This is a genomic window from Candidatus Blastococcus massiliensis AP3 (genome assembly GCF_000582785.1).
GTDB lineage: Bacteria > Actinomycetota > Actinomycetes > Mycobacteriales > Geodermatophilaceae > Blastococcus > Blastococcus massiliensis.
Genome location: NZ_HG931174.1, coordinates 173,791 through 198,898 on the forward strand (window position 1 = coordinate 173,791; position 25,108 = coordinate 198,898).

The following is a 25,108-nucleotide window of genomic DNA, read 5'->3' on the forward strand; positions in this document are numbered from 1 at the left end:
CCCTCCGAGCCGGCCGTCGACGGCCTTCCACGACCCAGGAGAACGCGTGAACGAGATCAGGGACGCCATCCTCGCCGACCAGCTGGACGCCATCGGCGGCCTGGCTGTACCGGAGTCCTACCGCGCCGTCGTCGTGCGCAAGGACGAGCAGGACATGTTCGAGGGGGTGGCCACCCGGGACAAGGACCCGCGCAAGTCCCTGCACGTGCAGGACGTCGCGACCCCCGAGCTCGCCCCCGGCGAGGCCCTCGTCGCCGTCATGGCGTCGTCGGTGAACTACAACACCGTCTGGACGTCGATCTTCGAGCCGGTGTCGACCTTCGGCTTCCTCGAGCGCTACGGCCGGGTCTCCGAGCTGACCAAGCGCCACGACCTGCCGTACCACATCGTGGGCTCCGACCTCGCCGGCGTCGTGCTGCGCGTGGGCCCGGGCGTGAACAAGTGGAAGCCGGGCGACGAGGTCGTCGCGCACTGCCTCTCGGTGGAGCTCGAGGACCCGGCCGGCCACGACGACACGATGATGGACCCGCAGCAGCGGATCTGGGGCTTCGAGACGAACTTCGGCGGCCTGGCCGAGCTGGCCCTGGTCAAGAGCAACCAGCTCATGCCCAAGCCGGCGCACCTCTCCTGGGAGGAGGCGGCCGCCCCCGGGCTGGTCAACTCCACCGCCTACCGGCAGCTGGTCAGCCGGAACGGCGCCAACATGAAGCAGGGCGACACCGTCCTGATCTGGGGCGCCTCCGGTGGCCTGGGCTCCTACGCCACCCAGATGGCGCTCAACGGCGGCGCGATCCCGGTGTGCGTGGTGAGCAGCCCGGAGAAGGCGGAGATCGTCCGCAGGATGGGCGCCGAGCTGATCATCGACCGCTCCGCCGAGGGCTACAAGTTCTGGAAGGACGAGCACAACCAGGACCCGAAGGAGTGGCAGCGCCTCGGCAAGAAGATCCGTGAGCTGACCGGCGGCGAGGACGTGGACATCGTCTTCGAGCACCCCGGCCGCGAGACCTTCGGTGCCAGCGTCTACGTCGCGAAGAAGGGCGGCACCATCGTCACCTGCGCCTCCACCAGCGGCTACATGCACCAGTACGACAACCGGTACCTCTGGATGAACCTGAAGAAGATCCTGAGCTCCCACTTCGCCAACTACAAGGAGGCGTGGGAGGCCAACCGGCTCATCGACAAGGGCCTCATCCACCCGACCCTGTCGAAGGTGTACCCGATGGAGGAGGTCGGCCAGGCCGCCCTCGACGTCCACAAGAACGCCCACCAGGGCAAGGTCGGCGTCCTGACCCTCGCCCCCGAGGAGGGCCTCGGCGTCAAGGACGCCGAGAAGCGCGAGAAGCACGTCGACGCGATCAACCGCTTCCGCGGCGTGTAACGACGCCGCTCCGGCGCCCACGGGGGCCCGGCTCCGCACGGAGCCGGGCCCCGCTGTCGTCCCGGGCCGTGTCGCCAGTGACGTCCGGGGCGACTGGGGACGAACGGACTCGCCCGACACGCTGACGGACGAAACCTCCGTCTGCGAAGATGTCGCCATGAACGATCCCCGCCACGATCTGCCGATGCACGAGGCCCAGCACTCGTTCGACGTGGTGCTGCGGGGATACGACCGCAGCCAGGTCGCCGACACCATCGAGCGGCTCGAGGCGGACTTCCGCATCGCCTTGGCCGACCGCGACGCCGCCGTCGCCCGTTCGGCCGACCTGGCCGGTCAGCTCTCGGCCATGCACGGCGAGATCGAGGCACTGCGCCGCAAGGCCGCCACCGCGGCCGCGCCCACCTTCGAGAACATCAGCGAGCGCATCCAGCACATGCTGCAGCTCGCCGAGGAAGAGGCCGGCGAGATCCGCCGCGCTGCCGAGCTGGACGCCCAGGCGGTGCGCGAGCAGACCGCCGCCGAGGAGCGCGCGCTGCTCGAGCGGCACGCAGCCGGTCAGGCCGAGGTCGAGCGGATGCTCGGCGAGGCCCGCCAGAACGCCGAGCAGATCATGCAGAAGGCGCAGCAGCGGGCCGACGAGCTCGTCGCCAAGGCCCAGGAGCGGGTCGCCCGCCTCGACGCCGAGTCCCAGGCCCGCCGGGCGAAGGTCGAGGAGGACTTCGACATCGCCCAGCGCGCCCGCCGCGCCGAGGCCGCCCGGCTCGAGGAGGAGCGCGAGCGCGTCTCCACCGAGGCCGCCAGGCAGCGGGTCTCCGCGGCCGAGCAGCACGCCGCCCAGCTCATCGCCGAGGCCGAGGCCAAGGCGGAGGCCATCCGGGGCGTCCGCGACGAGCTGACCACCCGGCTCGTCCAGGCCCGCCGCCTGCTCGACAACCTCCCCGACCTCACCGACCGCCCGCAGCAGGCGTCCGGCGAGGACCAGCGTCCCGACGACCAGCGTCCCGATGCCCAGCGTCCCGAAGCCCAGGCCACGGAGAACGCCCGCCCGGAGCAGGAGCAGCGCCCCCAGCCGGCGGCGCGGACGGCGCAGCCGGCGACGGGCACCCAGCCCGCTGCGGCGGCCGAGACCCCGGTGTCCCGCGGTGACGGCGAGTCCGCCGCGGGCCGCCAGCCCACGCGGGCCGAGGCGACACCCACGCGTCAGCTGCCGCTGCCCTCCCGGCAGGGGCAGGGGCAGGCGCCCACGGGTGCCACCGCAGCACCGGCCAACCCGACCACGCAGTCCATCGACCAGCCCGTCGGGCAGGGACGTTCCTGAGAAGGGGCGGCCTGCTGGTCCTCCTCGGCACGGCGCTCTCGCTCGTCGCCGGGGTGGGGGTCGCGCAGGCGGCCGACGAGCCCGGCCGGCTGCGACTCGCCCACCTCTCCCCTGACACCCCGGCGGTCGATGTCGCGCTGACCCGCGCACCGGCCGACGGCCCCGCGGTGGACCCGGGTCCCGAGGTCGGCGACGCGCTGCGGTACGGGGACGTCGGCGAGTACGCGGAGCTCGAGCCCGGCGCGTACGCGGTCAGCATCCGGCCCGCGGGCACGGACGCGGACACTCCCCCGGCACTGTCCGCACGCATCGAGGTGCCGGCCGGTGGTGCACGCACGCTCGCGCTGTCGGGCGCGTTCGCCGAGCTGGCCCTCACGTCGCTGACCGACGAGCTCGCCCCGCCGGGCGCCGGCACCGCACGGGTGCGGGTCCTCGGGGCGGCCACCGGCGCGAGCGACCTCCGCATCAGCGTCGAGGGCGGTCCGCTGCTCGCCGCCGGGCTGCCCTTCCCGGGCACGAGCGGCTACACCGACGTCGCCGCCGGTCCGGCGAGCGTGCGGCTCGCGTCCGGCCTCGGCACGACGACTGTGCCGCTGGACCTCCGTGGCGGCACCGTCGTCAGCCTGCTGGTGCTGGACGACCCGGACGGCGGAATCGTCCTGCGCCCGGTGCTCGACGCGGTCTCGCCCGCCTCGGTGCCCGTCGGCGCGGTGGAGGCAGGTGGCTCGGGCGCGCTCTCCTCCGCGGTGCTCGCCGCCGGTCCGGCACTCCTCCCGAGGCGGGTACCGGTCGCCGCCGCCGTCGCGCACGCGGGCGGCTCCCTGGGACCGGCGGGCGCCTCGCCGCCCGGAGCGCCGGTCCGGGTGCGGGTGCCCGGCGCCGGCGTCGACGCCGTCGTCGGGGTCACCGGCCTCGGTGCCGACGGCGCCCTCGCCGTGCCGGCCGACCCGGCGCTCGCGGGGTGGTACGCCGGGGGGCCCGCTCCCGGCGAGCGCGGCCCCGCCGTCCTGGCCGGACACGTGGACTGGGCCGGGCGGCCCGCGGTGTTCGACGGGCTCGCGGGAGCCGGACCCGGCGACGAGATCGTCGTGGACCGGGCCGACGGGTCCAGCGCGCGGTTCGCCGTCAGCCGGGTGCTGCAGACGCCGAAGGACGCGTTCCCGACCGACGCCGTCTACGGGCCGGTGCCGGGAGCCGAGCTGCGGCTGATCACCTGCGGTGGGCGGTTCGACCCGGTGTCGGGCAGCTACGCGGACAACGTCGTCGTCTTCGCCCGGCTGGTCGGCTGACGCCGCTACCTGCGTCGGTCGCGGGCCCGCCAGCAGGTGGTGTGCCAGTGCCGCCGCCAGTCGGCCGCCGACTCGGTGTCCCACGGATCCAGGTCGGAGGCGCGGGCATAGGCCGGCCAGGTCACCAGGTGCGGCGTCCCGGGCCGGACCTCCTGGTCGCAGCCCGGGCAGCGGTAGGTCTTGCCGCTGCTCGAGCCGGCGACGGTGCGCACCACCCAGTCACCGTCACCGGCCTCCTCGACCGTCTCGACGCGCCGGACCGGGTCGCGTCCCGCAGGACGTGACCCGGTCCGGGCGCGCCGTCGCGGCACCGAGGGGTCAGCGCTTGGTGTAGTCGTGGAAGCCGCGGCCGGTCTTGCGGCCCAGGTACCCGGCGGTGACCAGGTGCTCGAGCAGCGGCGCCGGGGCGAGCGCCGGGTCGCGGAACTCCGTGTGCAGCTCCTGCTCGATGGCCAGCGAGACGTCGTTGCCGACGACGTCGAGCAGCTCGAACGGACCCATCGGGTACCCGAGGCCTGCCTTCACCGCGGTGTCGATCTCGGTGGTCGAGGCGTAGTGCGACGCCAGCATGGACACCGCGTCGTTCAGGTACGGGAACAGCAGCGCGTTGACGATGAAGCCGGCTCGGTCACTGCAGGAGACCGCGACCTTCTTGAGCTTCGCCGTGACCGCGTGCACCGTGGCGGCGACGTCCGGGGCGGTGGAGACGGTGGAGACCACCTCGACCAGCTTCATGACCGTCGCGGGGTTGAAGAAGTGCATGCCCACGACGTCGGCCGGGCGACCACTGGCCTGCGCGCACTTGATGACCGGCAGGCTCGAGGTGGTGGTGGCGAGCACCGCACCGGCCTTCGCGATGCGGCCCAGGTCGGCGAAGAGCGCCTCCTTGACCGGGAGCGACTCGACGACGGCCTCGATGACGAGGTCGACGTCGGACAGCGCCTCCACGGAGGTGGCGCCGGTGACCCGCCCGAGGACCTCGTCGCGGACGGACTGCTCGAGCCGGCCGCGCTCCACCTGCTTGTCGAGCGACTTGGCCAGAGCCTTCTCGACGCCGGCGACCTTCTCGTCGGAGCGCGCGATGAAGGTGACGTCGTAGCCGCCCTTGGCGACGACCTCGATGATGCCGGTCGCCATCGTGCCGGAGCCGACGACGCCGACGCTCTGCACCGGACGCGCGCCCTCGGCGGCGCCACCGGGGGTCGGGGTGGCGGCGTCGGCGACGACCTCGGCCGAGCCGACCCCGGCGTAGGTGTAGAAGCCCTGACCGGACTTCCGGCCGAGCAGGCCCGCGGTCTTCATCTGCTTGAGGACCGGGCTCGGCGCGTGCAGCCGCTTGCCCGACTCCTGGTGCAGGGCGTCGAGGACGTCGTAGGTGGTGTCGACACCGATCTCGTCCAGGACCTGCAGCGGACCCTTGGGCAGGCCGCAGCCGAACCGCATGGCGGCGTCGATGTCCTCGCGGCTGGCGTAGCCGTTCTCGAACATCGAGACCGCGTGGTTGAGGTAGCCGAACAGCAGCGCGTCGACGATGAAGCCGGGCTCGTCACCGACGGTGACCTGCACCTTGCCCAGGCGCTCGACCAGGGCCACGGCGTCCTCGACGGCCGACGCGTCGGCGATGGCCGTGCGCACGATCTGGACCAGCTGCGCGTCCTTCGCCGGCGTGGCGAAGTGCAGTCCGACGACCTTGCTCGGCCGGCCGGTGCCCACCGCCAGCTCGGTGACCGAGAGGCTCGAGGTGTTGGTCGCCAGGACGGTGTCCGGCCCGCAGATCTTGTCGAGCTGCGCGAAGATCCCGGCCTTGAGCTCCTGGCGCTCGGGCACGGCCTCGACGACCAGCTCTGCCGCGGAGAGGTCCTCCAGCGCCGTGCTGAAGCGGATGCGGCCGAGGACGTCGTCCCGGTCGTCCCCGGCGGACTGCTCGACGGCGGCGCGCGCTCGGGCGACCGCCTCGTCGCTGACCTCGACGGCGGTGACCGACAGGCCCGCCCGGGCGAATACCTCCGCGATGCCGGCACCTGCGGTGCCCAGCCCCACGACGCCGACCTCGTTCAATTCCCTGGCCACGCTGCCATCTCCTCCACCGTCGGTGATCGCGGGCAGTCTCTCACCCGGCCCTCGCGCACCGCGCGAGGGTTCACCCCGTCGGTGGGCGGCGGAGTCAGAAGAGGCGCTGGGAGGGGTCGTCGGTGCCCTTGAGGACGGCGTAGTCGACGGTCACGCAGTCGATCCCGCGGTCGGCAGCCAGCACCCGGGCCTGCGGCTTGATCTCCTGGGCGGCGAACACGCCCTTCACCGGCGCGAGCAGCGGATCGCGGTTGAGGAGCTCGAGGTAGCGGGTCAGCTGCTCGACGCCGTCGATCTCCCCGCGGCGCTTGACCTCCACGGCGACGGTCGCGCCCGAAGCGTCCCGGCACAGCAGGTCCACCGGCCCGATGGCGGTCGGGTACTCGCGGCGCACCAGTGACCAGCCGGCCCCGAAGGTCTCGACGTGCATGGCGAGCAGCCGCTGGAGCTCGGCCTCGACGCCGTCCTTCTGCAGGCCCGGGTCGACGCCCAGGTCGTGCGAGTGGTCGTGCTCGACCGACTCGATCGTGATGACCAGCTGCTCACCGGCCTTGTTCGTGACCGTCCAGGTGCCGCTGCCGTCGCGGAGCTCGTCCTTGAGCGTGCAGGGCGGCGTCATCCAGTTCAGCGGCTTGTAGGCACGGTCGTCGGCGTGGATCGACACCGACCCGTCGGCCTTCACCAGCAGGAGCCGGGTCGCCATCGGCAGGTGGGCGGTGAGCCGCCCGATGTAGTCCACGGAGCAGCGGGCGATGACCAGACGCACGGGCGCCGACGGTACCCGGCGCGGGAAGCACGCCCGCGGCCCCGTCGGGCTGGCAACATGCCGACATGGGTCTCGTCCGTGCCGCCACCGTCCTCCTGGCCGTGCTGGCGGTGACCGCGTGCGCGGAGCGCAGTCCCGGACCCCTGCGCGCCGAGGTCCCCGAACCGCCCGGGCTGCCCACGGAACCGGATGCGCTCGTGCTCCGGGTGGACCAGGTGGGTGGCTTCACGCTGCCGGGTGCCGACGCCGGGCGACTGCCGATGGTGAGCGTCCACGCCGACGGACGGGTGTTCGGCCAGGGGCCGATGGCGGCGATCTACCCCGCGTTCGCCTGGCCGAACGTGCAGGTGCGCCAGGTGCCCGTCGAGGAGGTACGGGCACTCGTCGACCGGGCGCTGGAGGCGGGAGTGGCCGACACCGAGGACCTGGGTTCGCCGCCACTGGCCGACGTGCCCACCACCCGCTTCACGCTCGTCACCTCGGACGGTCGGCTGGTCCGCGAGGTCTACGCGCTCTCCGAGGGGCTCGGCGAAGAGGGGCTCACCGACGAGCAGCGCGACGCGCGCGCCGATCTGCAGTCCTTCCTGGACGAGCTGATGGAGGTGGCGCAGCCCTTCGACGGCTCACCGGCGGGTTACGAGCCCGAGGCGATCGCCGCCGTCGTCCGGCCCTGGACCGCTCCCGAGGACGACGGCTCCGGCCTCGACTTCGGGGGGACGCCGCAGCCGTGGCCCGGCCCACCGCTGCCGGGCGAGCCGATCGGGCCCGACGTCCACTGCCTGGTGGTCACCGGCGACCAGGCGACGGCGGTCCGGGCGGCTGCCGCTGGGGCGAACGTGCTCACGCCGTGGGCCGGTCGGGACGGGGCAGCGTGGTCGGTGACCTTCCGGCCGCTGCTGCCGGACGAGTCGACCTGCGCCGACCTGCTGGACTGAGCGCGTCAGACGTGCGCGGGACGACGCAGGTCGGCGTCGCCGAGTGCGGGTTCCTCGGACGTGGTCCGCCGGCGCAGCGTCCAGACCAGGACGACCACGAGCAGCAGACCCCACCCCGCCGCGACCCGCGACACCGCGAACGCGTCCGGGACGGTCGAGCCGTCGAGCACCTGCCGGCCGGCCTCCGTGAACAGCAGCACGGCCACCCAGGCCAGTGGATTGCGCATCGGCGACCCCGGACGGACCACGCTCATCAGCAGCGGCACGAGGAACAGCGCGTAGTACGCCTGGCTCAGCGAGGAGCTGAGGAAGGTGGCCAGCAGGAGGGCACCGGAGCCCACGGCGAGGGCCAGCACCTCGTCCCGCTCGCGGCGCAGCTGCCAGACCACAACGACGGCCGCCGCGACCGCGGCGACGCGGAGCACGTCCACCAGCGGTCCGGGGATGTCGAGGTAGCGCCCGGCCGCCCACAGCGAGGAGTTGAACTCCTCCCGGGCATGGAGGATCCCGGGCACGGTGATGTCGAAGAACTCACGCCGGTTCGGCGTCACGGCGAGGCCGGCGACGTTCAGCACGGCCGGGATGGCGGCGGCCCAGGCCAACGTCGACCAGTTCCTGCGCAGCAGCGGGATCACCACGAGCAGCACCAGCACGGGCTTGATCGCCAGCGCCAGGCCGAGGCAGATCCCCGCGAGGACCCGCCGATCGTTCCGCACGGCGATCAGGAACGCGGCCGCCAGGGCGAACAGGAAGGAGTTGTTGATGTTGCCCAGGTGCCAGGTGTCGCTCATCGGCGGCAGGATCGAGAGGGCCAGCACCAACCCTGCCGCAGGCGATCCGCCCAGCGGCTCCCCCAGGAGGCGCAGCGTCAGCACGACCCCGAGCACGACAGCGAGGACCGAGACGGTGTTCCACACGTAGAACGCCGGGTCGTGGTCGAGGAGACCGAAGGGCGCCATGGCCAGCAACCCGCTGGGCGTCAGCAGGAAGAACTCGTCGCTGTAGACCGACTGGCGCTCCAGCAGGTTGAGGGCGCCCCCGTAGAGCACCTCGAAGTCGAAGTGCCAGTCGGGGCTGCGGAAGGACCGGACCACCCGGACCGCGAACGCCACCGCCGCCAGCGCCCAGAGGGCCACCCGCACGCCCCCGTCCGCGCGGGCGCTCCACCGCTCGGTCCCCACCATGCCCGTGCCTTCCTGCCGCGGATGGTGGTTGCTCAGACCGACGCGGGAACCTTGTCGCCCAGACCGTTGGCTTCCCGGATCACGTCGACCACCGAGCCCATGATCTCGGTCAGACCGAAGTCCTTGGGTGTGAACACGCGGGCGACACCTTGTTCGCGCAGCCGCCGGGCGTCGCCGTCCGGGATGATCCCGCCGACGACCACGGGGACGTCGTCCAGACCGGCCTCCCTGAGGCCCTGGAGCACCGCCGGCACCACCTGCAGGTGCGAGCCGGACAGGACGGAGAGCCCGACGACGTGGACGTCCTCCTCCACCGCCGCGGAGACGATCTGCGACGGCGTGAGCCGGATGCCCTGGTAGATGACCTCGAAGCCGGCGTCGCGGGCCCGGACGGCGATCTGCTCGGCCCCGTTGGAGTGCCCGTCCAGGCCGGGCTTGCCGACCAGGAAGCGCAGCCGGCCGCCGAGCTCCTCGCCGGTGGCCCGCACCCGGTCGCGGATGTCGATGAGCGTCTCGTCGGCCTCGCCGCTGCCGGTCGCGGCAGAGACGCCGGTGGGCGCCCGGTACTCGCCGAACACCTCGCGCAGGACCCCGGCCCACTCCCCCGTGGTCACGCCCGCGCGGGCGCAGTCCAGCGTGGCCGACATGAGGTTCACGTCGGACGACGCGGCCTCGCGGAGCGCGTCCAGAGCCTTCTGCACCGGCTCCGGGTCGCGCTCGGCGCGCCACTTCTTCACCGCCTCCTGGGCGGCGGCCTCCACCGCCGGGTCGACGGTCATGATCGCGGTGTCGAGATCGGCGGTCAGCGGGTTGGGCTCGGTGGTGTCGAACTTGTTGACGCCGACGACGACGTCCTCGCCGCTCTCCATCCGGCGACGGCGCTCGGCCAGCGAGGCGACGAGCTGACCCTTCATGTAGCCGGACTCGACGGCGGCGACGGCGCCGCCCATCTCCTGCACCCGGGCGATCTCGGCGCGGGCGCCCTCGACGATGTCCGCGACCTTCTTCTCGACGACGACCGATCCGGTGAACAGGTCCTCGTACTCGAGCAGGTCGGTCTCGTAGGCGAGCACCTGCTGCAGCCGCAGCGACCACTGCTGGTCCCAGGGGCGCGGCAGGCCGAGAGCCTCGTTCCAGGCCGGCAGCTGCACGGCGCGAGCGCGGGCGTCCTTGGACAGGGTGACCGCGAGCATCTCCAGCACGATCCGCTGGACGTTGTTCTCCGGCTGCGCCTCGGTCAGCCCCAGCGAGTTGACCTGGACGCCGTAGCGGAACCGGCGGTGCTTGGGGTCCTCGACGCCGTAGCGCTCCTTCGTCAGCTCGTCCCAGAGCTGGGTGAAGGCGCGCATCTTGCACATCTCCTCGACGAAGCGGACGCCCGCGTTGACGAAGAAGGAGATGCGGGCGACGACCTCGCCGAACTTCTCCTGCGGCACCTGGCCGGAGTCGCGCACCGAGTCGAGGACGGCGATCGCGGTGCTGATCGCGTAGGCGATCTCCTGCTCCGGCGTGGCACCGGCCTCCTGCAGGTGGTAGCTGCAGATGTTGGTCGGGTTCCACTTCGGCATGGTCGTCACCGTGTAGGCGACCATGTCGGTGATCAGGCGCATCGAGGGAGCCGGCGGGAACACGTAGGTGCCCCGCGACAGGTACTCCTTGATGATGTCGTTCTGGGTCGTGCCGGCCAGCTTGCTGACGTCGTGCCCGTGCTCCTCGGCGACCGCCTGGTAGAGCGCGAGCAGCCACATGGCGGTGGCGTTGATCGTCATCGACGTGTTCATCTCGTCGAGCGGGATGCCGTCGAAGAGCGCGCGCATGTCGCCGATGTGGGTGACCGGCACACCGACCTTGCCGACCTCACCGACGGCGAGCTCGTCGTCGGGGTCGTAGCCGGTCTGGGTGGGCAGGTCGAAGGCGACCGAGAGACCGGTCTGCCCCTTCGCCAGGTTGCGCCGGTACAGGGCGTTGGACTCGGCCGGCGAGGAGTGGCCGGCGTAGGTGCGCATGACCCAGGGGCGGTCGCGATCCTGCGGCGATGACGGGAACGGCATACCCGCGGAGTCTAGGGCCGACGCCGGGACGGAGTAGCCCCACCGGGGTCAGGTGGCCGGTGGCACACTCGATCGAAGGAAGGGCCCCGCCCTCGGCGAGACGGGGCCGGATGGGAAACCCGTGGCGCGTGGGCTGGGACCCGTCGTCGTGGTGGTCCTCGTCGTCGTCGCGCTGGCGCTGGTGACCAGGTGGGCCTTCGGGCCCGGCTACGGGCGCTCCGCCCCGCCCACCGGTCGGTCGGCGGAGGGGCTGCTCGTCCCGGTCGCCACGGTCTCCTCACCGGAGACGGCGCGGGCTCTGCGCGCGGTCCTCTCCGACGCCGGGATCCGCTCGACGCAGCGCAGTCCCGCCCCACCCCGGACGGACGTGCTCGTCTTCCCGGACGACGCCGACCGCGCCCGGTCCCTGGCCGCCTCGTTCGGCCGCTGATCAGCCCGGGCGCTCGGTGCGCCGGACGTCGGCGCCGAGACCCTGCAGCTGCTCGACGAAGTGGGGGTAGCCACGGTCGACGTGGTGCACGTCCTGCACCTCGGTGACGCCGTCGGAGAGCAGACCGGCCAGCACGAGCCCCGCGCCCGCCCGGATGTCCGTGGCCACGACGGGTGCGCTGGAGAGGCGCTCGCGGCCACGGACGACGGCGTGGTGCCCGTCGATGCGCACGTCAGCACCGAGGCGCACCAGCTCGTTGACGAACATGAACCGGCCCTCGAACACGTTCTCGGTGATCAGCGCCGTGCCCGTCGAGACCGCGGCCAGGGCCACCGCCATGGGCTGCAGATCGGTCGGGAAGCCCGGGAAGGGCAGCGTGACGACGTCGACGCCCTTCGGCCGGTCTGTCATGGCCACGCGCAGCCCGTCGGGCCGCACCTCGACGGTGGCGCCGGCGTCGGCGAGCTTGTCGAGGACGACCCGCAGGTGCCCGGCCACCGCCCCCTCGATGACGACGTCGCCCCGGGTCATGACCGCCCCGATCGCCCACGTGCCGGCGACGATGCGGTCGGGCACGGTCGTGAAGGTGACCGGCGTGAGCCCCTCGACGCCGTCGACGGTGATCGTGGAGGTGCCCGCGCCCTCGATGCGCGCGCCCATCGCGGTGAGCATCGCGCAGAGATCGGCGATCTCCGGTTCCCGCGCGGCGTTGTCGATGACCGTCGTCCCCCGGGCCAGGACGGCGGCCATGACCAGGTTCTCCGTGGCACCCACGGACGGGAAGTCCAGCCAGATCGAGGTGCCGGTCAGCCGCGGCGCGGTGGCCACGAGGAAGCCGTGCTCGCTGACGATGGTCGCGCCGAGCCGCTCCAGCCCGGCGATGTGCATGTCCAGCCCTCGGGAGCCGATGGCGTCCCCGCCGGGGAGTGCCACCCGGGCGCTGCCGCAGCGGGCGACCAGCGGCCCCAGCACGCTGATCGAGGCACGCATGCGGCGCACGAGGTCGTAGTCGGTCTCGGTCGACGGCTGGTCCGGCACGTCGACGACGACCCGCCCACCCCCGCCGCTGCCGGGCGAGGGCGTGTAGGTGACCTCGCAGCCGAGGCGGCGCAGCACCTCGCTCATGATCGCCACGTCGAGGATGTCGGGTACCTCGTCGATCGCCGTGCGGCCCGGAGCGAGCAGCGCGGCGGCCATGAGCTTCAGTGCGCTGTTCTTCGCCCCGGTGACCCGGACCCGGCCCGTCAGTGCCGTTCCGCCGGACACCTCGAAGCACTCCACCGGGTCAGCCTAGGCTTCCGGCATGACCGTCCGGCTGACCCGCATCTACACGAAGACCGGCGACGCCGGGCAGACCCACCTCGGCGACATGAGCCGGGTGGCCAAGACCGACCCGCGGCTGGTGGCCTACGCGGACGTGGACGAGACCAACAGCGTGCTGGGGACGGCGCTGGCCCTGGGCTCCCCGGAGCCCGCACTGGCCGATCTGCTGCGCAGCATCCAGAACGACCTGTTCGACGTCGGCGCCGACCTGTGCACCCCGGTCACGCCGGACCCGAAGTACCCGCCGCTGCGCATCACCGCCGCCTACACCGAGCGGCTCGAAGCGGCCTGCGACGAGTACAACGAGACGCTGCCCAAGCTGGACAGCTTCATCCTGCCCGGCGGCACTCCCCTGGCCGCTCTGCTGCACCAGGCGCGCGTGGTGGCCCGGCGGGCCGAGCGCAGCGTGTGGGCGCTGCTGGAGGCCGACGAGGCGGGCGGGCACACCGGCCGCAGCAACGCCGAGACCGCGCGCTACCTCAACCGGCTCTCGGACCTGCTGTTCATCCTGGCGCGCGTGGCCAACCCCGGCGGCGACATCCTCTGGCAGCCGGGCGGGCCGAAGTGACGTGATGGAACGGCCGCCCTTCAGGGGCCCGCGCCGAGCGTGCGAGGCGTGGGGGGAAGGGTGGTCCTTCTGCTATCGGACCGGCGGGGCGGACTCCACCCAGGAGAGGAAGCCGGTCACCGTCGAGGGGTCCATCGCCAGATCGCGGGGTCCCTCGGCCGTCGAGCAGGAGAGGACCACGACGTCCTCGGGCAGGGCCAGGTCGTCCCGGCCGGCCCGGCGCTGGGCGGTGACCCGGAACTCGGAGCGGCCCAGCCGGTGCTGCGGGCGCACCGACAGCGACAGCGCCCGGTACCAGAGAAGCGCGTCACCGCCGTACCAGGCGACCCCCACCGACCAGCGCGGCGAGCCGGGGACCCGCAACCACATGGTCACCGCGCCGAGCCCCGACAGCAGGAACCGGCGGCGGAGCAGGAAGACCACGGCGAGCACGAGCAGGAGCACCCCGGCGAGCACCAGCAGAGCGGTGGTCACGGGGCGGTCCGGTCAGTCGGGGCTGGGAGCCGGCGTCCTCAGACGGTCTCGCCGGCGGCACGCAGCCGGGACTGCGCCCGCCGGACCGCGTCGAGCGACTCCTCGTCGTCGGCCGACCCCGCGCGCCGCAGAGCCTCGCGCGCCCGCTCGACGTCGATCTCCGTGGAGATCTCGGCCGTCTCCGCGAGGATGGACACGCCGCTCTCGGTCACCGACAGGAATCCGCCGTGGGCGGCGACCGTGAGGTCCTCGCCCGTCTCGGTGCGGATGGTCACGACGCCACCGGGGGCCAGCTCGCCGAGCATCGGCGCGTGGCCGGGCAGCACACCGAGTTCGCCCTCGGTGGTGCGAGCGATGACCATCCTGGCCTCACCGGACCAGATCTTGCGCTCGACTGCCACCAACTCGACCTGCAGGGTCGCCACGACTCTCCTCGGGGGTGCACGGGACGGAACTGTCACTCTAACCGCGCAGCTCCGGTCCGGAACGGCCACCCTTCAGGGCCCCGCGCCGAGCCTGCGAGTCGTGGGGGGAAGAGTGGTCCTTCGTCAGGCGGCGCGGCGGTACAGCAGCGTGAAGCGGCCGACCCGGACCCACGGATGCCGGACGGTCGAGGGCGGCGCCCACTCGTCGACGGTGAACCGGGGCTGCTCGACCGGCTGCTCGGGCGCGTAGGGCGCCCAGGTCCAGCCGAGCTCGTCACGATCGGCGGTGTGCTCGTGCAGTGCGCTGATCTGATCCACGTCGAACCCCTGCGACGGCGTCCGCCGGTCGGACGCTCCTCCTGATGGTCGGCACAACCGGCCGTCCGCTGGAGGGGTGTGACCTGAAGAACACACGGTCGGGTGACAGGAACGCCGACGGCCGGGCCCCCGCGAGGGAGACCCGGCCGTCAGTGACGTTCGGAGCGGACCGTCAGCGCTTGAGCTTGGACGCGTTCTTCTCGAGGTCCTCGAGACCTCCGCACATGAAGAACGCCTGCTCCGGCACGTTGTCGTACTCGCCGTCGGTGATCGCCTTGAACGCCTGCAGCGTCTCCGACAGCGGCACGAACGAACCGGGCTGACCGGTGAAGGCCTCGGCCACGAACATGTTCTGCGAGAGGAAGCGCTCGACGCGCCGGGCCCGGTTGACCGTGACCTTGTCCTCCTCGGAGAGCTCGTCGATGCCGAGGATCGCGATGATGTCCTGCAGCTCCTGGTAGCGCTGCAGCACCTGCTTGACCCGCTGGGCTATGTCGTAGTGCTCGTTGCCCACGTACTGCGGGTCGAGGATCCGGCTGGTCGAGTCCAGCGGGTCGACGGCCGGGTAGATGCCCTTCTCCGAGATCGGCCGCGAGAGCACGGTCGTCGCGTCGAGGTGGGCGAACGTGGTGTGCGGCGCGGGGTCGGTGATGTCGTCCGCGGGGACGTAGATCGCCTGCAGCGAGGTGATCGAGCGTCCGCGGGTCGAGGTGATCCGCTCCTGCAGGGTGCCCATCTCGTCGGCGAGGGTCGGCTGGTAACCCACGGCCGACGGCATGCGACCCAGCAGCGTGGAGACCTCGGACCCGGCCTGGGTGAACCGGAAGATGTTGTCGATGAAGAGCAGCACGTCCTGGTTCTGCTCGTCGCGGAAGTACTCGGCCATGGTCAGCGCCGAGAGGGCCACGCGCAGCCGGGTGCCCGGCGGCTCGTCCATCTGGCCGAAGACCAGCGCGGTCGAGTTGATGACGCCGGACTCGGTCATCTCCGTGATGAGGTCGTTGCCCTCACGGGTGCGCTCGCCCACCCCGGCGAACACCGACACACCACCGAACTCCTGGGCGACCCGGCGGATCATCTCCTGGATGAGCACCGTCTTGCCGACGCCGGCACCACCGAACAGGCCGATCTTCCCGCCGGCCACGTAGGGGGTCAGCAGGTCGATGACCTTGATGCCGGTCTCCAGCATCTCGGTGCGTCCCTCGAGCTGGTCGAACCGCGGCGCGTGCCGGTGGATCGACCAGTGCGGGGCGTCCTCGCCGTAACCGGGCTGGTCGAGGCACTCGCCGAGGGCGTTGAACACGTGCCCGGTGACGGCGTCGCCGACGGGCACCATGATCGGGTTGCCGGTGTCGGTGACCTCGGCCCCGCGGACCAGGCCGTCGGTCGGCGCCATCGAGATGGTGCGGACGACGCTCTCGCCGAGGTGCTGGGCGACCTCGAGGGTCAGGGTCTTGCCCAGGTCGGCCAGGGTCACGTCGACCTTCAGGGCGTTGAACAGGTCGGGCATCGCGTCGCGGGGGAACTCGACGTCGACGACCGGCCCGGTGACCCGCACGACACGGCCGGCGGCCTGCGTCTGCTGGTTGGTCGGACGGTCCTCGGTGACGGTCATCAGAACTGCTCTCCTGCCCTCGGGCTGTGTGCTCGGTGATCTCGCGTCTGCTGGAACATGTGGATCAGTCGCCCGATCCGGCCGAGACCAGCGCGTCGGCGCCGCCGACGATCTCGCTGATCTCCTGGGTGATCTCGGCCTGCCGGGCCTGGTTGGCCTGCCGGGAGAGGTTCTTGGCCAGCTCCTCGGCGTTGTCGGAGGCCGACTTCATCGCCCGGCGACGCGACGCGGACTCGGAGGCGGCCGCCTCGAGCATCGCCGCGTAGATGCGGGTGGTGACGTACTTCGGGAGAAGCGCGTCGAGCAGGCCCTCGGCCGACGGCTCGAACTCGTAGGAGGTCGGGATGCCGGAGTCACCGGAACCGTTCGCCGCGTTGGACTCCCGGTCCTCCCGCTCGTAGTCGAACTCCTCGACCTCTTCCACCTCGAGCGGTGCCAGCCGCTTGGCCACGGGCACCTGCGCGAGCAGCGAGCGGAACTCGGTGTAGACGATGTGCAGTTCGTCCACGCCGAGCACACCGTCGGCGCCGGCGTCGCCCTCCTCGTCGTCCTGGCCCGCCGAGAAGACGTCGATGAGCGCGCTGCCCACCTCCTGCGCGTTCTCGTAGCCCGGCTGCTCGGAGAAGCCGGTGAAGGTGGCGGCCATCTCGCGGTCGCGGAAGGAGTAGTACGTCTCTCCCTTGCGGCCGACGACGTAGAGGAGCGGCTGCTTGCCCTCCTGGCGCAGCAGGGACAGCAGCTCCTCGGTCCGCCGGAGCACGTTCACGTTGTACGAGCCGGCGAACCCGCGGTCGGAGGTGATGACCAGGACCGCGGCGCGCTTGGGGTTCTCGCGCTCGGTCAGCAGCGGGTGGTCGAGGCTGGCCGAGGAGGCCAGCGCCGACAGCACCCGCGTGATCTCCCGGGCGTAGGGCTTGGACGCCTCCACCCGGGCCTGGGCACGCACGATGCGGGCACCGGCGATCAGCTCCTGGGCCGAGAAGATCTTCTTCGTCGACTGGGTGGAGCGGATGCGGCGCCGCAGCGCGCGGAGGGAAGCGGCCATGGGTCAGGCCTTCTTCTTGACCTGGACGCGCTCCTGGCCCCGCTCGGATGCGTCCATCGCCTCGGCCTCGGGCTCGTTCACCTTGAGGGACTCGCCCTCGCCGGTGGTGAACTGCTCGTAGAACGCCTCGACGGCGCGCTCCAGAGCGGACACGGTGTCGTCCTCGAGCTTCTTCGACGTCCGGATGGTGTCGAAGATGCCGTTGTCACCGCGGGCGATGTAGTCCAGGAACTCCGACTCGAAGCGGCGCACGTCGCTCACCGGCACCACGTCGAGCTTGCCGGTCGTGCCCAGCCACAGGGACACGACCTCGCGCTCGACCGGGTACGGCGAGTACTGGCCCTGCTTGAGCAGCTCGACCAGGCGCATCCCACGGTCCAGCGTCGCGCGGCTGGAGGCGTCGAGGTCCGACGAGAACGAGGCGAAGGCCTCCAGCTCGCGGTACTGGGCGAGGTCGAGGCGCAGGCGGCCGGCCACGGACTTCATGGCCTTGATCTGCGCCGACCCACCCACGCGGGACACCGAGATGCCGACGTTGATGGCCGGACGGACACCGGAGTTGAACAGACCCGTCTCCAGGAAGATCTGCCCATCGGTGATCGAGATGACGTTGGTCGGGATGTACGCCGACACGTCGTTGCCCTTGGTCTCGATCAGCGGCAGGCCGGTCATCGAGCCGGCACCGAGCTCGTCGGAGAGCTTCGCGCAGCGCTCCAGCAGGCGGGAGTGCAGGTAGAAGACGTCGCCCGGGTAGGCCTCGCGGCCCGGCGGGCGGCGCAGCAGCAGCGACACCGCGCGGTAGGCCTCGGCCTGCTTCGACAGGTCGTCGAAGACGATCAGGACGTGCTTGCCCTCGTACATCCAGTGCTGGCCGATGGCCGAGCCGGTGTAGGGGGCGATGTACTTGAAGCCCGCGGCCTCGGACGCCGGGGCGGCGACGATGGTCGTGTACTCCATCGCGCCGGCCTCCTCGAGGGAGGCGCGGATCGCCGCGATCGTCGAGCCCTTCTGGCCGACGGCGACGTAGATGCAGCGGACCTGCTGGGACGGGTCGCCGGTCGCCCAGGCTTCCTTCTGGTTGATGATCGTGTCGGTCACGATCGCCGTCTTGCCGGTCTGCCGGTCGCCGATGACCAGCTGGCGCTGGCCGCGGCCGATCGGGGTCATGGCGTCGATGGCCTTGATCCCGGTCTGCAGGGGCTCGTGCACCGACTGCCGCTGCACGACGGTCGGCGCCTGGAGCTCCAGGGCGCGGCGGCCCGTGGTGGCGATCGGGCCGGCACCGTCGATCGGGTTGCCCAGCGGGTCGACGACGCGGCCGAGGTAGCCGTCGCCGACGGGCACCGACAGCACCTCTCCGGTGCGGCGGACCTGCTGGCCCTCCTCGATGCCGGCGAAGTCACCCAGGACGACGACGCCGATCTCGCGCACGTCGAGGTTCAGGGCCAGACCGCGGACGCCGCTCTCGAACTCGAGCAGCTCGTTGGTCATGACCGAGGGCAGGCCCTCGACGCGGGCGATGCCGTCGCCCGCCTCGGTGACCGTGCCGACCTCTTCGCGCGAGACGTCGGGCCGGTACTCGGTGACGTAGTTCTGGATGGCACTGCGGATCTCGTCTGCGGAGATCGTCAGCTCGGCCATGGCTCTGGTCCTCTTCCCTGCGGGGTGCTTGGTCGATGTGGGGTCGGAGCGGGCGGTCAGCCGGCCAGCCGCCGTCGGGCGGCTTCCAGCCGGTGGAGGATGCTGCCGTCGATGACCTCGTCGCCGACGTGGACGACGAGACCGCCCAGCACGTCGGGGTCGACGATCACCTGGATGCCGACGGTCCGCCCGTACAGCCGGCCGAGCACGTCGGCGAGCCGCTGTTCCTGGGCGCTGGTGAGGGCGACGGCGCTGGTCACCCGGGCCACGGACTGACCGCGACGGTTGCTGGCCACCTGCGAGAGACGCTCGATCGCGTTCTCCGCGGCCCCGACGTGCGGGCCGGTCAGGATGTTCCGCAGCAGCTGCTCGGTCACCGGGCTGACCCGGCCGGAGAGCAGCCGGTCCAGCAGCGCCTTCCGGCCCTCGACGGGGGCCTTCCGGTCGCCGAGGATCCGTGCGAGCTCGCGGTCGCCGGCGACGATGCGCCCGAACCGGAAGAGCTCGTCCTCGACGCTGTCGAGCTCTCCGCTCACGGCCGCGGCGTCCAGGGACGCCTCGGTGGCCACGGTGGTCGCGGCGTCGACCAGGTCGAGGGGACGCGACCAGCGCTGCCGGGCGATGGTCTGGACCAGGTCCAGGGCGGTGGCGGACAGCTGGGACCCGAACAGGCGCTGCACCAGGGCGGCGCGCTCGTCGGGCTTGCCCGCCGGGTCCGCCATGGCCCGGCGCAGCGTCAGCTGGCTGTCGAGCACCCGCGCGACGGCGAACAGCTCGTCGGCCAGCGCCAGCAGCTCCGCTCCGGTGGCGGCGCGCGGCGGCTGACCGGTGAGCCGGTCCTTCGCCTTCTCGAGGAGCCCGGAGGAAGGACGGGTCAACTGCTCCAGGCGCTCCCGCACCTGGAGCGTCGCCGCCCGGCTGGAGGCCTCCATCAGCGGTTGCTCTCGCCCACGGGCACGGCCCCGCCGCGACCGTCACCGGTCGCGGCCATGCCGTCGAGCTCGTCGAGGAAGCGGTCGACCGTGCCGCTGCGCCGGGCGTCCTCGGCGAGCGACTCGCCGACCACCCGGCCGGCCAGGTCGACGGCCAGCGCGCCGATCTGCCCGCGCAGCTCGTGCACGATCTGCTGCCGCTGGGCGGCGAGCTGCTCCTCGCCGCGGGCGCGGATGCGGTCCGACTCCTCCTGAGCCTGGGCGCGCAGCTCCTCGAGGATCTGCTGTCCCTCGGCCCGGGCGGCGTCACGGATCTGCGCCGACTCGTTGCGCGCCTCGGCCAGCTGGGCGCGGTACTGCTCCAGCGCAGCCTTCGCCTCGACCTCCATCGCCTCGGCGCGCTCGATGCCCCCCTCGATCGCCGCGCGACGGGCCTGGAATGCCTTCTCGAACTGCGGTGCGACGAACTTCCACACCACGAAGAGGAGGACCAGGAACGCGATCGTCCCGATGATGATCTCGCCGACCACCGGGAGGAGCGGGTTCGGGCTCTCCGCAGCCAGGATGCTCATGCTTCAGTGTCCCGTCTGGATTGGGTTGTCCATGCCTCGGCGGGCTGGATCAGGTGCCGTAGACGAGCGGGGCGACGAAGCCGATCAGCGCGAGCGCCTCGGCGAGGGCGAACCCGAGGAAGGCGTAGGTACGGGTCAGACCGGCCGACTCGGGCTGGCGGGCGGTCGCCTGGATGTAGGCGGCCCACACCAGGCCGACACCGATGCCGGGGCCGATCGTGGCGATGCCGTAGCCGACCGAGCCGATGCTGCCGGTCATCTCTGCGAGAACGTCCATTGCGGGGTGTTCCTCCTGTGTCGTCGCCCGGTGGTCACCGAGCGGCTGGCGGGGTCGTGCGGTGGTGCAGTGCGTGGGGCGACCGCGGGGCGGCCACCGGATCAGATCAGTGCGCGGCCTCGACGGAACCGTTGAGGTAGGTGCCCATCAGCATGGTGAAGACGTAGGCCTGCAGGAAGATGATCAGCAGCTCGAAGAACGTCATCACGAGCGCCATGAGCGCCGACAGCGGGAAGAAGATCACGGAGAAGTTGCCGACCTGGAACAGGTAGACCGCGCCCAGCGCGAACGTCACCAGCAGCATGTGGCCGGCGAACAGGTTGGCGAAGAGTCGGATCGCCAGGGTGAACGGCCGGACGATGAAGTTCTGCAGCAGCTCCAGCGGCGTCACCAGGATGTAGGCGGCCTTGGGCACGCCCGGCAGGAACATGATGTCGCGGAAGTAGGGCCACAGGCCCTGGTTCTTGATGCCGACCGCGATGTAGACGAACCAGCAGATCAGCGCGAGGACCAGCGGGAAGGAGAACCGCGCCATCGGGGAGATCTGGATGCCGGGGATGATCGCGAGCGCGTTGTTGGCGAGGATGAAGAAGAACAGGGACGCCAGGAACGGCGCGAAGGGAAGACCCTTCGGTCCGACCACGTCGCGGGCGATGCCGTCGCGCACCAGGGAGTACCCCGACTCGCCGAGGAACTGCAGGCGCCCCGGGACGATCTCGGCCTTGCGGGCGGCCATCACCAGGAAGACCAGGATCGCCGCGGTCGCGAGCCACAGCGCCAGGATGATCCGGTCGATGTCGAACTGGATGCCGAGGACCGAGAAGCCGAAGAGCGTCTCGGGGAAGAACTCCCCGACACCCGGAGGGGTGAAGCCGCCGCCGGGGTCGCTCTCCACGGCGAGGAGGTCGCCGAGCGCGTGGGCGCTGGAGGTCACCGTTGTCCCTTCTGCGTCACGGACCGGCTAGCTCGCCCGCCCGTGGTGTGGCTGCTCCGCGACCCGGGGGGTGGATCGACGGCTCCGTACTTGACGACGACCACGTAGATCGCCACTGCCATGCCGAGGACGATGCCGATCGGGGCGAACAGGCGCAGGTCCAGCCACCGGTCGATCAGCCACCCGACCCCACCCCACACGGCCATACCGGAGATGAGCGTCCCGGTGACCGACCAGCCGATGTCCGCCCCACTGGGCTGACGGGCTGGACTGGCAGGGCGTGATCGAGCGCTCCCGTTGTCGCGGGAGGTGTTCTCGGCCATCGGATCGGAGACTATCAGCCGCCCTTTCAGGCCTTCTCCGCCTCCGAGTCACGTGCCCCCGGAGGCGGGGCGGGAGCCGGTACGTACTGCAGCTGCCGGGTCCACACCCAGCGCAGCTGGACGACGCTCCAGAGCAGCGCTCCGACGACCACCGACCACCCCACGGTGCGCCGGTCCAGCCACCCGTCCTCCGGCAGCCCGGTGAACACCGGGAAGAGCACCAGCGCCTTCACGCCGAAGGCCAGCAGCGCGGCCGGGAGGGTGAGCGTGTCCCCTATCCGGCCCGCGAAGGCGACGGCCAGCCCGGACACGGCGAAGAAAGCGGTCACGATCACGGCGGTCACCGCGATCGCGGCGGCGTGCTCCCACCCGGCCACCAGACCGGCCACCGGGGCGGCCACGGCAGCGATGGCGGCGGTGACCAGGGTGCCGACGCGCAGGAACGACAGGTCCCAGGGTGCGGTGGGGCCGGCAGCCCGCGGCGAAGTGCTCATCGGACGACCTCCGGGGCCTCAGCGGCGCGGGACGAGCCGGTGCGTGAGGTGCTGCCGACCGGGGCGGGGCGCACGGCCCGGGCCGTCGGATGGTCGGCGCGGCTGCGCTCCCGCTGCGCGGCCAGCTCGGCTGCCCGCGCCTCGCGCGCCGCGCGACGGGCGCGCGGGCTCAGCACCACGACCAGGCCGACGACCAGCAGCACGGCGATGGCGACCAGCAGCTCCGCCGTTCCCCCGGTGATCGACAGGGCGACCGCGCCGAAGGACAGCAGGGACGCCCAGAAGTACATGACCAGGACCGCACGGCGGTGCGAGTGCCCGATGGACAGCAACCGGTGGTGCAGATGCATCTTGTCGGGGGCGAACGGCGAGCGGCCGCGCCGGGTGCGCCGGACCACGGCCATGACCAGGTCGATGAACGGGATGAACAGCACGGCGACCGGTACGAGCAGGGGCAGGGTGAGGGGCAGCAAGGTGGCTGCCGAGTCGAACGACTGAGGGTCCACTCCCCCGGTCGCCGTCACGGCGGCCGCGGACAGCATCAGGCCCACCAGCATCGAGCCCGAGTCGCCCATGAAGATGCGCGCCGGGCTGAAGTTGTGCGGCAGGAAGCCCAGGCACGCGCCGGCCAGCACCGCGGTGATCAGCGCCGGTGCGCTGGCGACGTCGTCGTAGCCGACCAGTCCCAGGTGGTAGCTGTAGGCGAAGAAGGCCAGGGCAGCGATGGCCGAGACGCCGGCCGCCAGTCCGTCCAGCCCGTCGATGAAGTTCAGCGCGTTGACCACCAGGACGGTCAGCAGGATGGTCAGCGGGACCCCGACGTCGGGCCCCAGGGAGATCGTGCCGATGTCGGCGACCGGCAGGAAGAGGAAGGACAGCTGGACGCCGAGCAGCACCATCACGCCCGCGGCCGCGATCTGGCCGGTGAGCTTGGTCAGGGCGTCGAGGCCCCACTTGTCGTCCAGCACGCCCAGCGCGCAGATCAGCCCGCCGGCCACCAGGACGGCGTAGGTCTGGGAGTCGTCGAACGTGCGCTGCAGCGCCGGCAGCCGGGTGGCGACGAGCACCGCCGTGGCCACGCCGAGGTACATCGCGACGCCCCCGCCGCGCGGCGTCGGGATGGCGTGCACGTCGCGCTCGCGCGGAGCGGCCATCATCCCGGACCGCACGGCGACCATCCGCACCACCGGGGTGGTCAGGAAGGTGACCAGCGCGGCGGTGAGGAGGACGACGGCGTACTCGCGCATCGGCTCAGCCGGCGTGCATCGGCTCGGGTCGTGCACCGAGCATGGGCGTGCTCATCCCGGCCGCCCTCCCGAACCTCGTCGTCGCCCGCGACGCCCGGTGGGGCGGCGCGGCGGTCGTCCCACGGTAGCGCGACGCCCCCGCGTCGCCCCGCGCTGGCGGCTGCGTCGTCAGTCGGTGATGTCCGGCACGGCGTCGCGGAGCCGGTCGACGGGGATCGCACCGACGCGCAGGACCCGGGGCGTGGAGCCGGTGCAGTCGACGATGGTGCTCGGCGCGGAGTCCGTGCGCGGTCCGCCGTCGAGGACGACGGCGGCGTGCTCGCCCAGCTGGTCCGCGGCTTCCTGCGCGGTGGTGCCGGCCGGCCGGCCGGAGCGGTTGGCGCTGGAGACCGCGAGCGGGCCGGTCCGGCGAAGCAGGTCCCGGGTCAGCTCGTCGTCGGGCAGCCGGACGGCGACGGTGCCCTCCGCGTCACCCAGGTCCCAGGCCAGCGACGGCGCGTGCTCGACGACGAGGGTCAGGCCGCCGGGCCAGAACGCCTGCGCCAGTGCCATGGCCGCGGGTGGCGTCTCCAGTACCAGTCCGGCCAGCGTCGACGCCTCGCCGATGAGCACGGGCACCGGCATGCCGCGGCCACGGTTCTTCGCGGCGAGCAGCGCGGTGACCGCCGCCGGGTCGAACGCGTCGGCCGCGACGCCGTAGACCGTGTCCGTGGGCAGCAGGACGAGCCGGCCGGCAGCCAGGGCCGCTGCCGCGGCGTCCAGGCCGGCGGTGCGTCCCTCGGGATCGGTGCAGTCGTACGTCTCGGCCACGGGGAGGAAGTCTGTCATCGCCGCCGGCCGCCCCGGCGCCCGGTGCGTCAGTCGTCGTCGCCGTCGTCGTCGCCGTTCCCGCGGCCCCCGTTGCCGTTCCCGCCGCCGTCGTTCCCGCGGCCCTCGTTCCCGCGGCCCTCGTTCCCCCGGCCCTCGTTCCCCCGACCCTCTGGCTCGTCCTCGTCCTCCTGGACGGGCACCGGGACCGGGACCGGCACCGGGGCCGGCGCGGGAGGCGGCGCGGGCGCGGGGACGGGCGGCACCGCGTAGGACAGGCGGACGACGTCGTCGGCTGCGAGCGTGCCGACCGGGGTCGCGGCGGTGACGAGCCCCGACTCCACCTCTCCCGTCTCGACCGCGACGAGCTCCACCCGGAGTCCGCGGGCGATCAGCTCGGCCTGGACGACCGCCACCGGCCGGCCGACGAGGTCCGCCTCCACCACGTCGATCCCCGTCGGGGTGCTCGTGCTGCCCGGCTCGCGGGCCTCCGACGTCGACTCCCCCGTGAGCTGGGCGACGAGGCCGACGGCCGCGGCGACGAGCAGTGCCGCCAGGACGACGGCGACCGGCAGCGTCCACCTCCGGCGGCGCAGGCCAGCGGCCGGCGTGACGGCGGGCGGCGTGGCGGCGGCCGGCGCGAGGGCGGTCGGGCGGGCCGAGGGGACGGCGGGGGAGAACGGCGGTGGGTG

General features: G+C 72.3%; 26 protein-coding genes and 1 pseudogene. 6 read left to right on the plus strand and 21 right to left on the minus strand.

Annotated features, from left to right (window positions below; translation table 11 throughout):
- Window positions 1-46: 46 nt before the first annotated feature.
- The 3 genes from ccrA (at window position 47) to BN344_RS19520 (ending at window position 3,985) form a co-directional block, all read left to right on the plus strand.
- A complete protein-coding gene (gene ccrA / locus BN344_RS09260; protein WP_040338293.1) occupies window positions 47-1,378 on the plus strand; it encodes a crotonyl-CoA carboxylase/reductase in 1,332 nt (443 codons plus the stop codon).
- A gap of 157 nt (window positions 1,379-1,535) precedes the next feature.
- A complete protein-coding gene (locus BN344_RS09265; protein WP_040338294.1) occupies window positions 1,536-2,696 on the plus strand; it encodes a coiled-coil domain-containing protein in 1,161 nt (386 codons plus the stop codon).
- Between the two features lie 53 nt (window positions 2,697-2,749).
- A complete protein-coding gene (locus tag BN344_RS19520) occupies window positions 2,750-3,985 on the plus strand; it encodes a class F sortase (protein ID WP_081788516.1) in 1,236 nt (411 codons plus the stop codon).
- Window positions 3,986-3,990: 5 nt separating this feature from the next.
- On the opposite strand, the gene BN344_RS09280 is transcribed toward BN344_RS19520, so the two are convergent.
- From BN344_RS09280 to nucS, 3 genes are all read right to left on the minus strand, one after another.
- Entirely contained in the window at window positions 3,991-4,200 is a 210-nt protein-coding gene (locus BN344_RS09280) for a hypothetical protein (RefSeq protein ID WP_231486686.1), read from the minus strand.
- A 103-nt stretch (window positions 4,201-4,303) separates the two neighbouring features.
- Window positions 4,304-6,055 (minus strand): 3-hydroxyacyl-CoA dehydrogenase family protein, encoded by a 1,752-nt coding sequence (locus BN344_RS09285; protein WP_040338296.1) that lies wholly within the window; start codon window positions 6,053-6,055, stop codon window positions 4,304-4,306.
- 94 nt (window positions 6,056-6,149) lie between these two features.
- Complete coding sequence (gene nucS / locus BN344_RS09290) at window positions 6,150-6,821, minus strand: endonuclease NucS (protein WP_040338297.1); 672 nt, start codon at window positions 6,819-6,821, stop codon at window positions 6,150-6,152.
- Between the two features lie 65 nt (window positions 6,822-6,886).
- Here nucS and BN344_RS09295 point away from each other — a divergent pair, with 65 nt between their 5' ends.
- Window positions 6,887-7,756 (plus strand): hypothetical protein, encoded by an 870-nt coding sequence (locus BN344_RS09295; RefSeq protein ID WP_040338298.1) that lies wholly within the window; start codon window positions 6,887-6,889, stop codon window positions 7,754-7,756.
- 5 nt (window positions 7,757-7,761) lie between these two features.
- Here BN344_RS09295 and BN344_RS19005 read toward each other — a convergent pair whose 3' ends face one another.
- Both BN344_RS19005 and BN344_RS09305 read right to left on the minus strand, forming a co-directional pair.
- Window positions 7,762-8,940, minus strand: coding sequence for a glycosyltransferase family 87 protein (locus BN344_RS19005; RefSeq protein WP_051515754.1), 1,179 nt, complete (start codon window positions 8,938-8,940; stop codon window positions 7,762-7,764).
- Window positions 8,941-8,972: 32 nt separating this feature from the next.
- On the minus strand, window positions 8,973-10,991 hold the full coding sequence (locus BN344_RS09305; RefSeq protein WP_040338299.1) for a protein meaA: 2,019 nt from the start codon (window positions 10,989-10,991) through the stop codon (window positions 8,973-8,975).
- Window positions 10,992-11,112: 121 nt separating this feature from the next.
- On the opposite strand from BN344_RS09305, the gene BN344_RS09310 reads away from it, so the two are divergent.
- Window positions 11,113-11,421, plus strand: a complete 309-nt coding sequence (locus BN344_RS09310; RefSeq protein WP_040338300.1) for a hypothetical protein — start codon at window positions 11,113-11,115, stop codon at window positions 11,419-11,421.
- Here BN344_RS09310 and murA read toward each other — a convergent pair whose 3' ends face one another.
- A complete protein-coding gene (gene murA / locus BN344_RS09315) occupies window positions 11,422-12,702 on the minus strand; it encodes a UDP-N-acetylglucosamine 1-carboxyvinyltransferase (RefSeq protein ID WP_040338301.1) in 1,281 nt (426 codons plus the stop codon).
- 22 nt (window positions 12,703-12,724) lie between these two features.
- Here murA and BN344_RS09320 point away from each other — a divergent pair, with 22 nt between their 5' ends.
- Window positions 12,725-13,312: a cob(I)yrinic acid a,c-diamide adenosyltransferase gene (locus BN344_RS09320; RefSeq protein WP_040338302.1), complete on the plus strand. Its 588-nt coding sequence runs from the start codon at window positions 12,725-12,727 to the stop codon at window positions 13,310-13,312.
- Window positions 13,313-13,384: 72 nt separating this feature from the next.
- On the opposite strand, the gene BN344_RS09325 is transcribed toward BN344_RS09320, so the two are convergent.
- The 15 genes and pseudogenes from BN344_RS09325 to BN344_RS20705 form a co-directional block, all read right to left on the minus strand.
- Window positions 13,385-13,786: a DUF2550 domain-containing protein gene (locus BN344_RS09325; protein ID WP_040338303.1), complete on the minus strand. Its 402-nt coding sequence runs from the start codon at window positions 13,784-13,786 to the stop codon at window positions 13,385-13,387.
- A gap of 38 nt (window positions 13,787-13,824) precedes the next feature.
- Entirely contained in the window at window positions 13,825-14,211 is a 387-nt protein-coding gene (locus BN344_RS09330; RefSeq protein WP_040338304.1) for a F0F1 ATP synthase subunit epsilon, read from the minus strand.
- Between the two features lie 123 nt (window positions 14,212-14,334).
- A complete protein-coding gene (locus BN344_RS09335) occupies window positions 14,335-14,529 on the minus strand; it encodes a hypothetical protein (RefSeq protein WP_040338305.1) in 195 nt (64 codons plus the stop codon).
- A gap of 172 nt (window positions 14,530-14,701) precedes the next feature.
- Window positions 14,702-16,144, minus strand: a complete 1,443-nt coding sequence (atpD, locus tag BN344_RS09340; protein WP_051515755.1) for a F0F1 ATP synthase subunit beta — start codon at window positions 16,142-16,144, stop codon at window positions 14,702-14,704.
- Window positions 16,145-16,208: 64 nt separating this feature from the next.
- Window positions 16,209-17,189: a F0F1 ATP synthase subunit gamma gene (locus tag BN344_RS09345; RefSeq protein WP_040338306.1), complete on the minus strand. Its 981-nt coding sequence runs from the start codon at window positions 17,187-17,189 to the stop codon at window positions 16,209-16,211.
- A 3-nt stretch (window positions 17,190-17,192) separates the two neighbouring features.
- Window positions 17,193-18,830, minus strand: a complete 1,638-nt coding sequence (gene atpA, locus BN344_RS09350; RefSeq protein ID WP_040338307.1) for a F0F1 ATP synthase subunit alpha — start codon at window positions 18,828-18,830, stop codon at window positions 17,193-17,195.
- A 56-nt stretch (window positions 18,831-18,886) separates the two neighbouring features.
- The gene (locus BN344_RS09355; RefSeq protein WP_040338308.1) at window positions 18,887-19,762 is read right to left on the minus strand and encodes a F0F1 ATP synthase subunit delta; all 876 of its coding nucleotides are present in this window, start codon (window positions 19,760-19,762) and stop codon (window positions 18,887-18,889) included.
- Window positions 19,762-20,334: a F0F1 ATP synthase subunit B gene (locus BN344_RS09360; protein ID WP_040338309.1), complete on the minus strand. Its 573-nt coding sequence runs from the start codon at window positions 20,332-20,334 to the stop codon at window positions 19,762-19,764. Before BN344_RS09360 ends, BN344_RS09355 begins: the two co-directional genes overlap by 1 nt.
- Window positions 20,335-20,383: 49 nt before the next feature.
- A complete protein-coding gene (atpE, locus tag BN344_RS09365; protein ID WP_040338310.1) occupies window positions 20,384-20,611 on the minus strand; it encodes an ATP synthase F0 subunit C in 228 nt (75 codons plus the stop codon).
- A 106-nt stretch (window positions 20,612-20,717) separates the two neighbouring features.
- Window positions 20,718-21,545: a F0F1 ATP synthase subunit A gene (atpB, locus tag BN344_RS09370; protein ID WP_040338311.1), complete on the minus strand. Its 828-nt coding sequence runs from the start codon at window positions 21,543-21,545 to the stop codon at window positions 20,718-20,720.
- Window positions 21,542-21,868 carry an AtpZ/AtpI family protein gene (locus BN344_RS09375; RefSeq protein WP_040338312.1) on the minus strand — a complete coding sequence of 109 codons (327 nt, stop codon included), beginning with the start codon at window positions 21,866-21,868 and terminating at the stop codon, window positions 21,542-21,544. The genes atpB and BN344_RS09375 overlap by 4 nt, the downstream gene beginning before the upstream one ends.
- A 26-nt stretch (window positions 21,869-21,894) precedes the next feature.
- Window positions 21,895-22,362 carry a hypothetical protein gene (locus BN344_RS19010; protein ID WP_051515756.1) on the minus strand — a complete coding sequence of 156 codons (468 nt, stop codon included), beginning with the start codon at window positions 22,360-22,362 and terminating at the stop codon, window positions 21,895-21,897.
- On the minus strand, window positions 22,359-23,609 hold the full coding sequence (locus tag BN344_RS09385; protein ID WP_040338313.1) for a glycosyltransferase family 4 protein: 1,251 nt from the start codon (window positions 23,607-23,609) through the stop codon (window positions 22,359-22,361). Before BN344_RS09385 ends, BN344_RS19010 begins: the two co-directional genes overlap by 4 nt.
- A gap of 168 nt (window positions 23,610-23,777) precedes the next feature.
- Window positions 23,778-24,419, minus strand: a complete 642-nt coding sequence (locus tag BN344_RS09390; protein ID WP_231486688.1) for an L-threonylcarbamoyladenylate synthase — start codon at window positions 24,417-24,419, stop codon at window positions 23,778-23,780.
- A gap of 47 nt (window positions 24,420-24,466) precedes the next feature.
- Window positions 24,467-25,108 (minus strand): annotated as a pseudogene (locus BN344_RS20705) (hypothetical protein); the annotation flags it as partial.

Bases quoted from the DNA above. Each gene is read 5' to 3' on its own strand.
- BN344_RS09265 (WP_040338294.1), top strand. From the start codon at position 1,536: ATGAACGATCCCCGCCACGATCTGCCGATGCACGAGGCCCAGCACTCG.
- BN344_RS09295 (WP_040338298.1), top strand. From the start codon at position 6,887: ATGGGTCTCGTCCGTGCCGCCACCGTCCTCCTGGCCGTGCTGGCGGTG.
- BN344_RS19005 (WP_051515754.1), bottom strand. From the start codon at position 8,940: ATGGTGGGGACCGAGCGGTGGAGCGCCCGCGCGGACGGGGGCGTGCGG.
- BN344_RS09305 (WP_040338299.1), bottom strand. From the start codon at position 10,991: ATGCCGTTCCCGTCATCGCCGCAGGATCGCGACCGCCCCTGGGTCATG.
- BN344_RS09320 (WP_040338302.1), top strand. From the start codon at position 12,725: ATGACCGTCCGGCTGACCCGCATCTACACGAAGACCGGCGACGCCGGG.
- atpD (WP_051515755.1), bottom strand. From the start codon at position 16,144: ATGACCGTCACCGAGGACCGTCCGACCAACCAGCAGACGCAGGCCGCC.
- BN344_RS09345 (WP_040338306.1), bottom strand. From the start codon at position 17,189: ATGGCCGCTTCCCTCCGCGCGCTGCGGCGCCGCATCCGCTCCACCCAG.
- atpA (WP_040338307.1), bottom strand. From the start codon at position 18,830: ATGGCCGAGCTGACGATCTCCGCAGACGAGATCCGCAGTGCCATCCAG.
- BN344_RS09355 (WP_040338308.1), bottom strand. From the start codon at position 19,762: ATGGAGGCCTCCAGCCGGGCGGCGACGCTCCAGGTGCGGGAGCGCCTG.
- BN344_RS09360 (WP_040338309.1), bottom strand. From the start codon at position 20,334: ATGAGCATCCTGGCTGCGGAGAGCCCGAACCCGCTCCTCCCGGTGGTC.
- atpE (WP_040338310.1), bottom strand. From the start codon at position 20,611: ATGGACGTTCTCGCAGAGATGACCGGCAGCATCGGCTCGGTCGGCTAC.
- BN344_RS09375 (WP_040338312.1), bottom strand. From the start codon at position 21,868: ATGGCCGAGAACACCTCCCGCGACAACGGGAGCGCTCGATCACGCCCT.
- BN344_RS19010 (WP_051515756.1), bottom strand. From the start codon at position 22,362: ATGAGCACTTCGCCGCGGGCTGCCGGCCCCACCGCACCCTGGGACCTG.
- BN344_RS09385 (WP_040338313.1), bottom strand. From the start codon at position 23,609: ATGCGCGAGTACGCCGTCGTCCTCCTCACCGCCGCGCTGGTCACCTTC.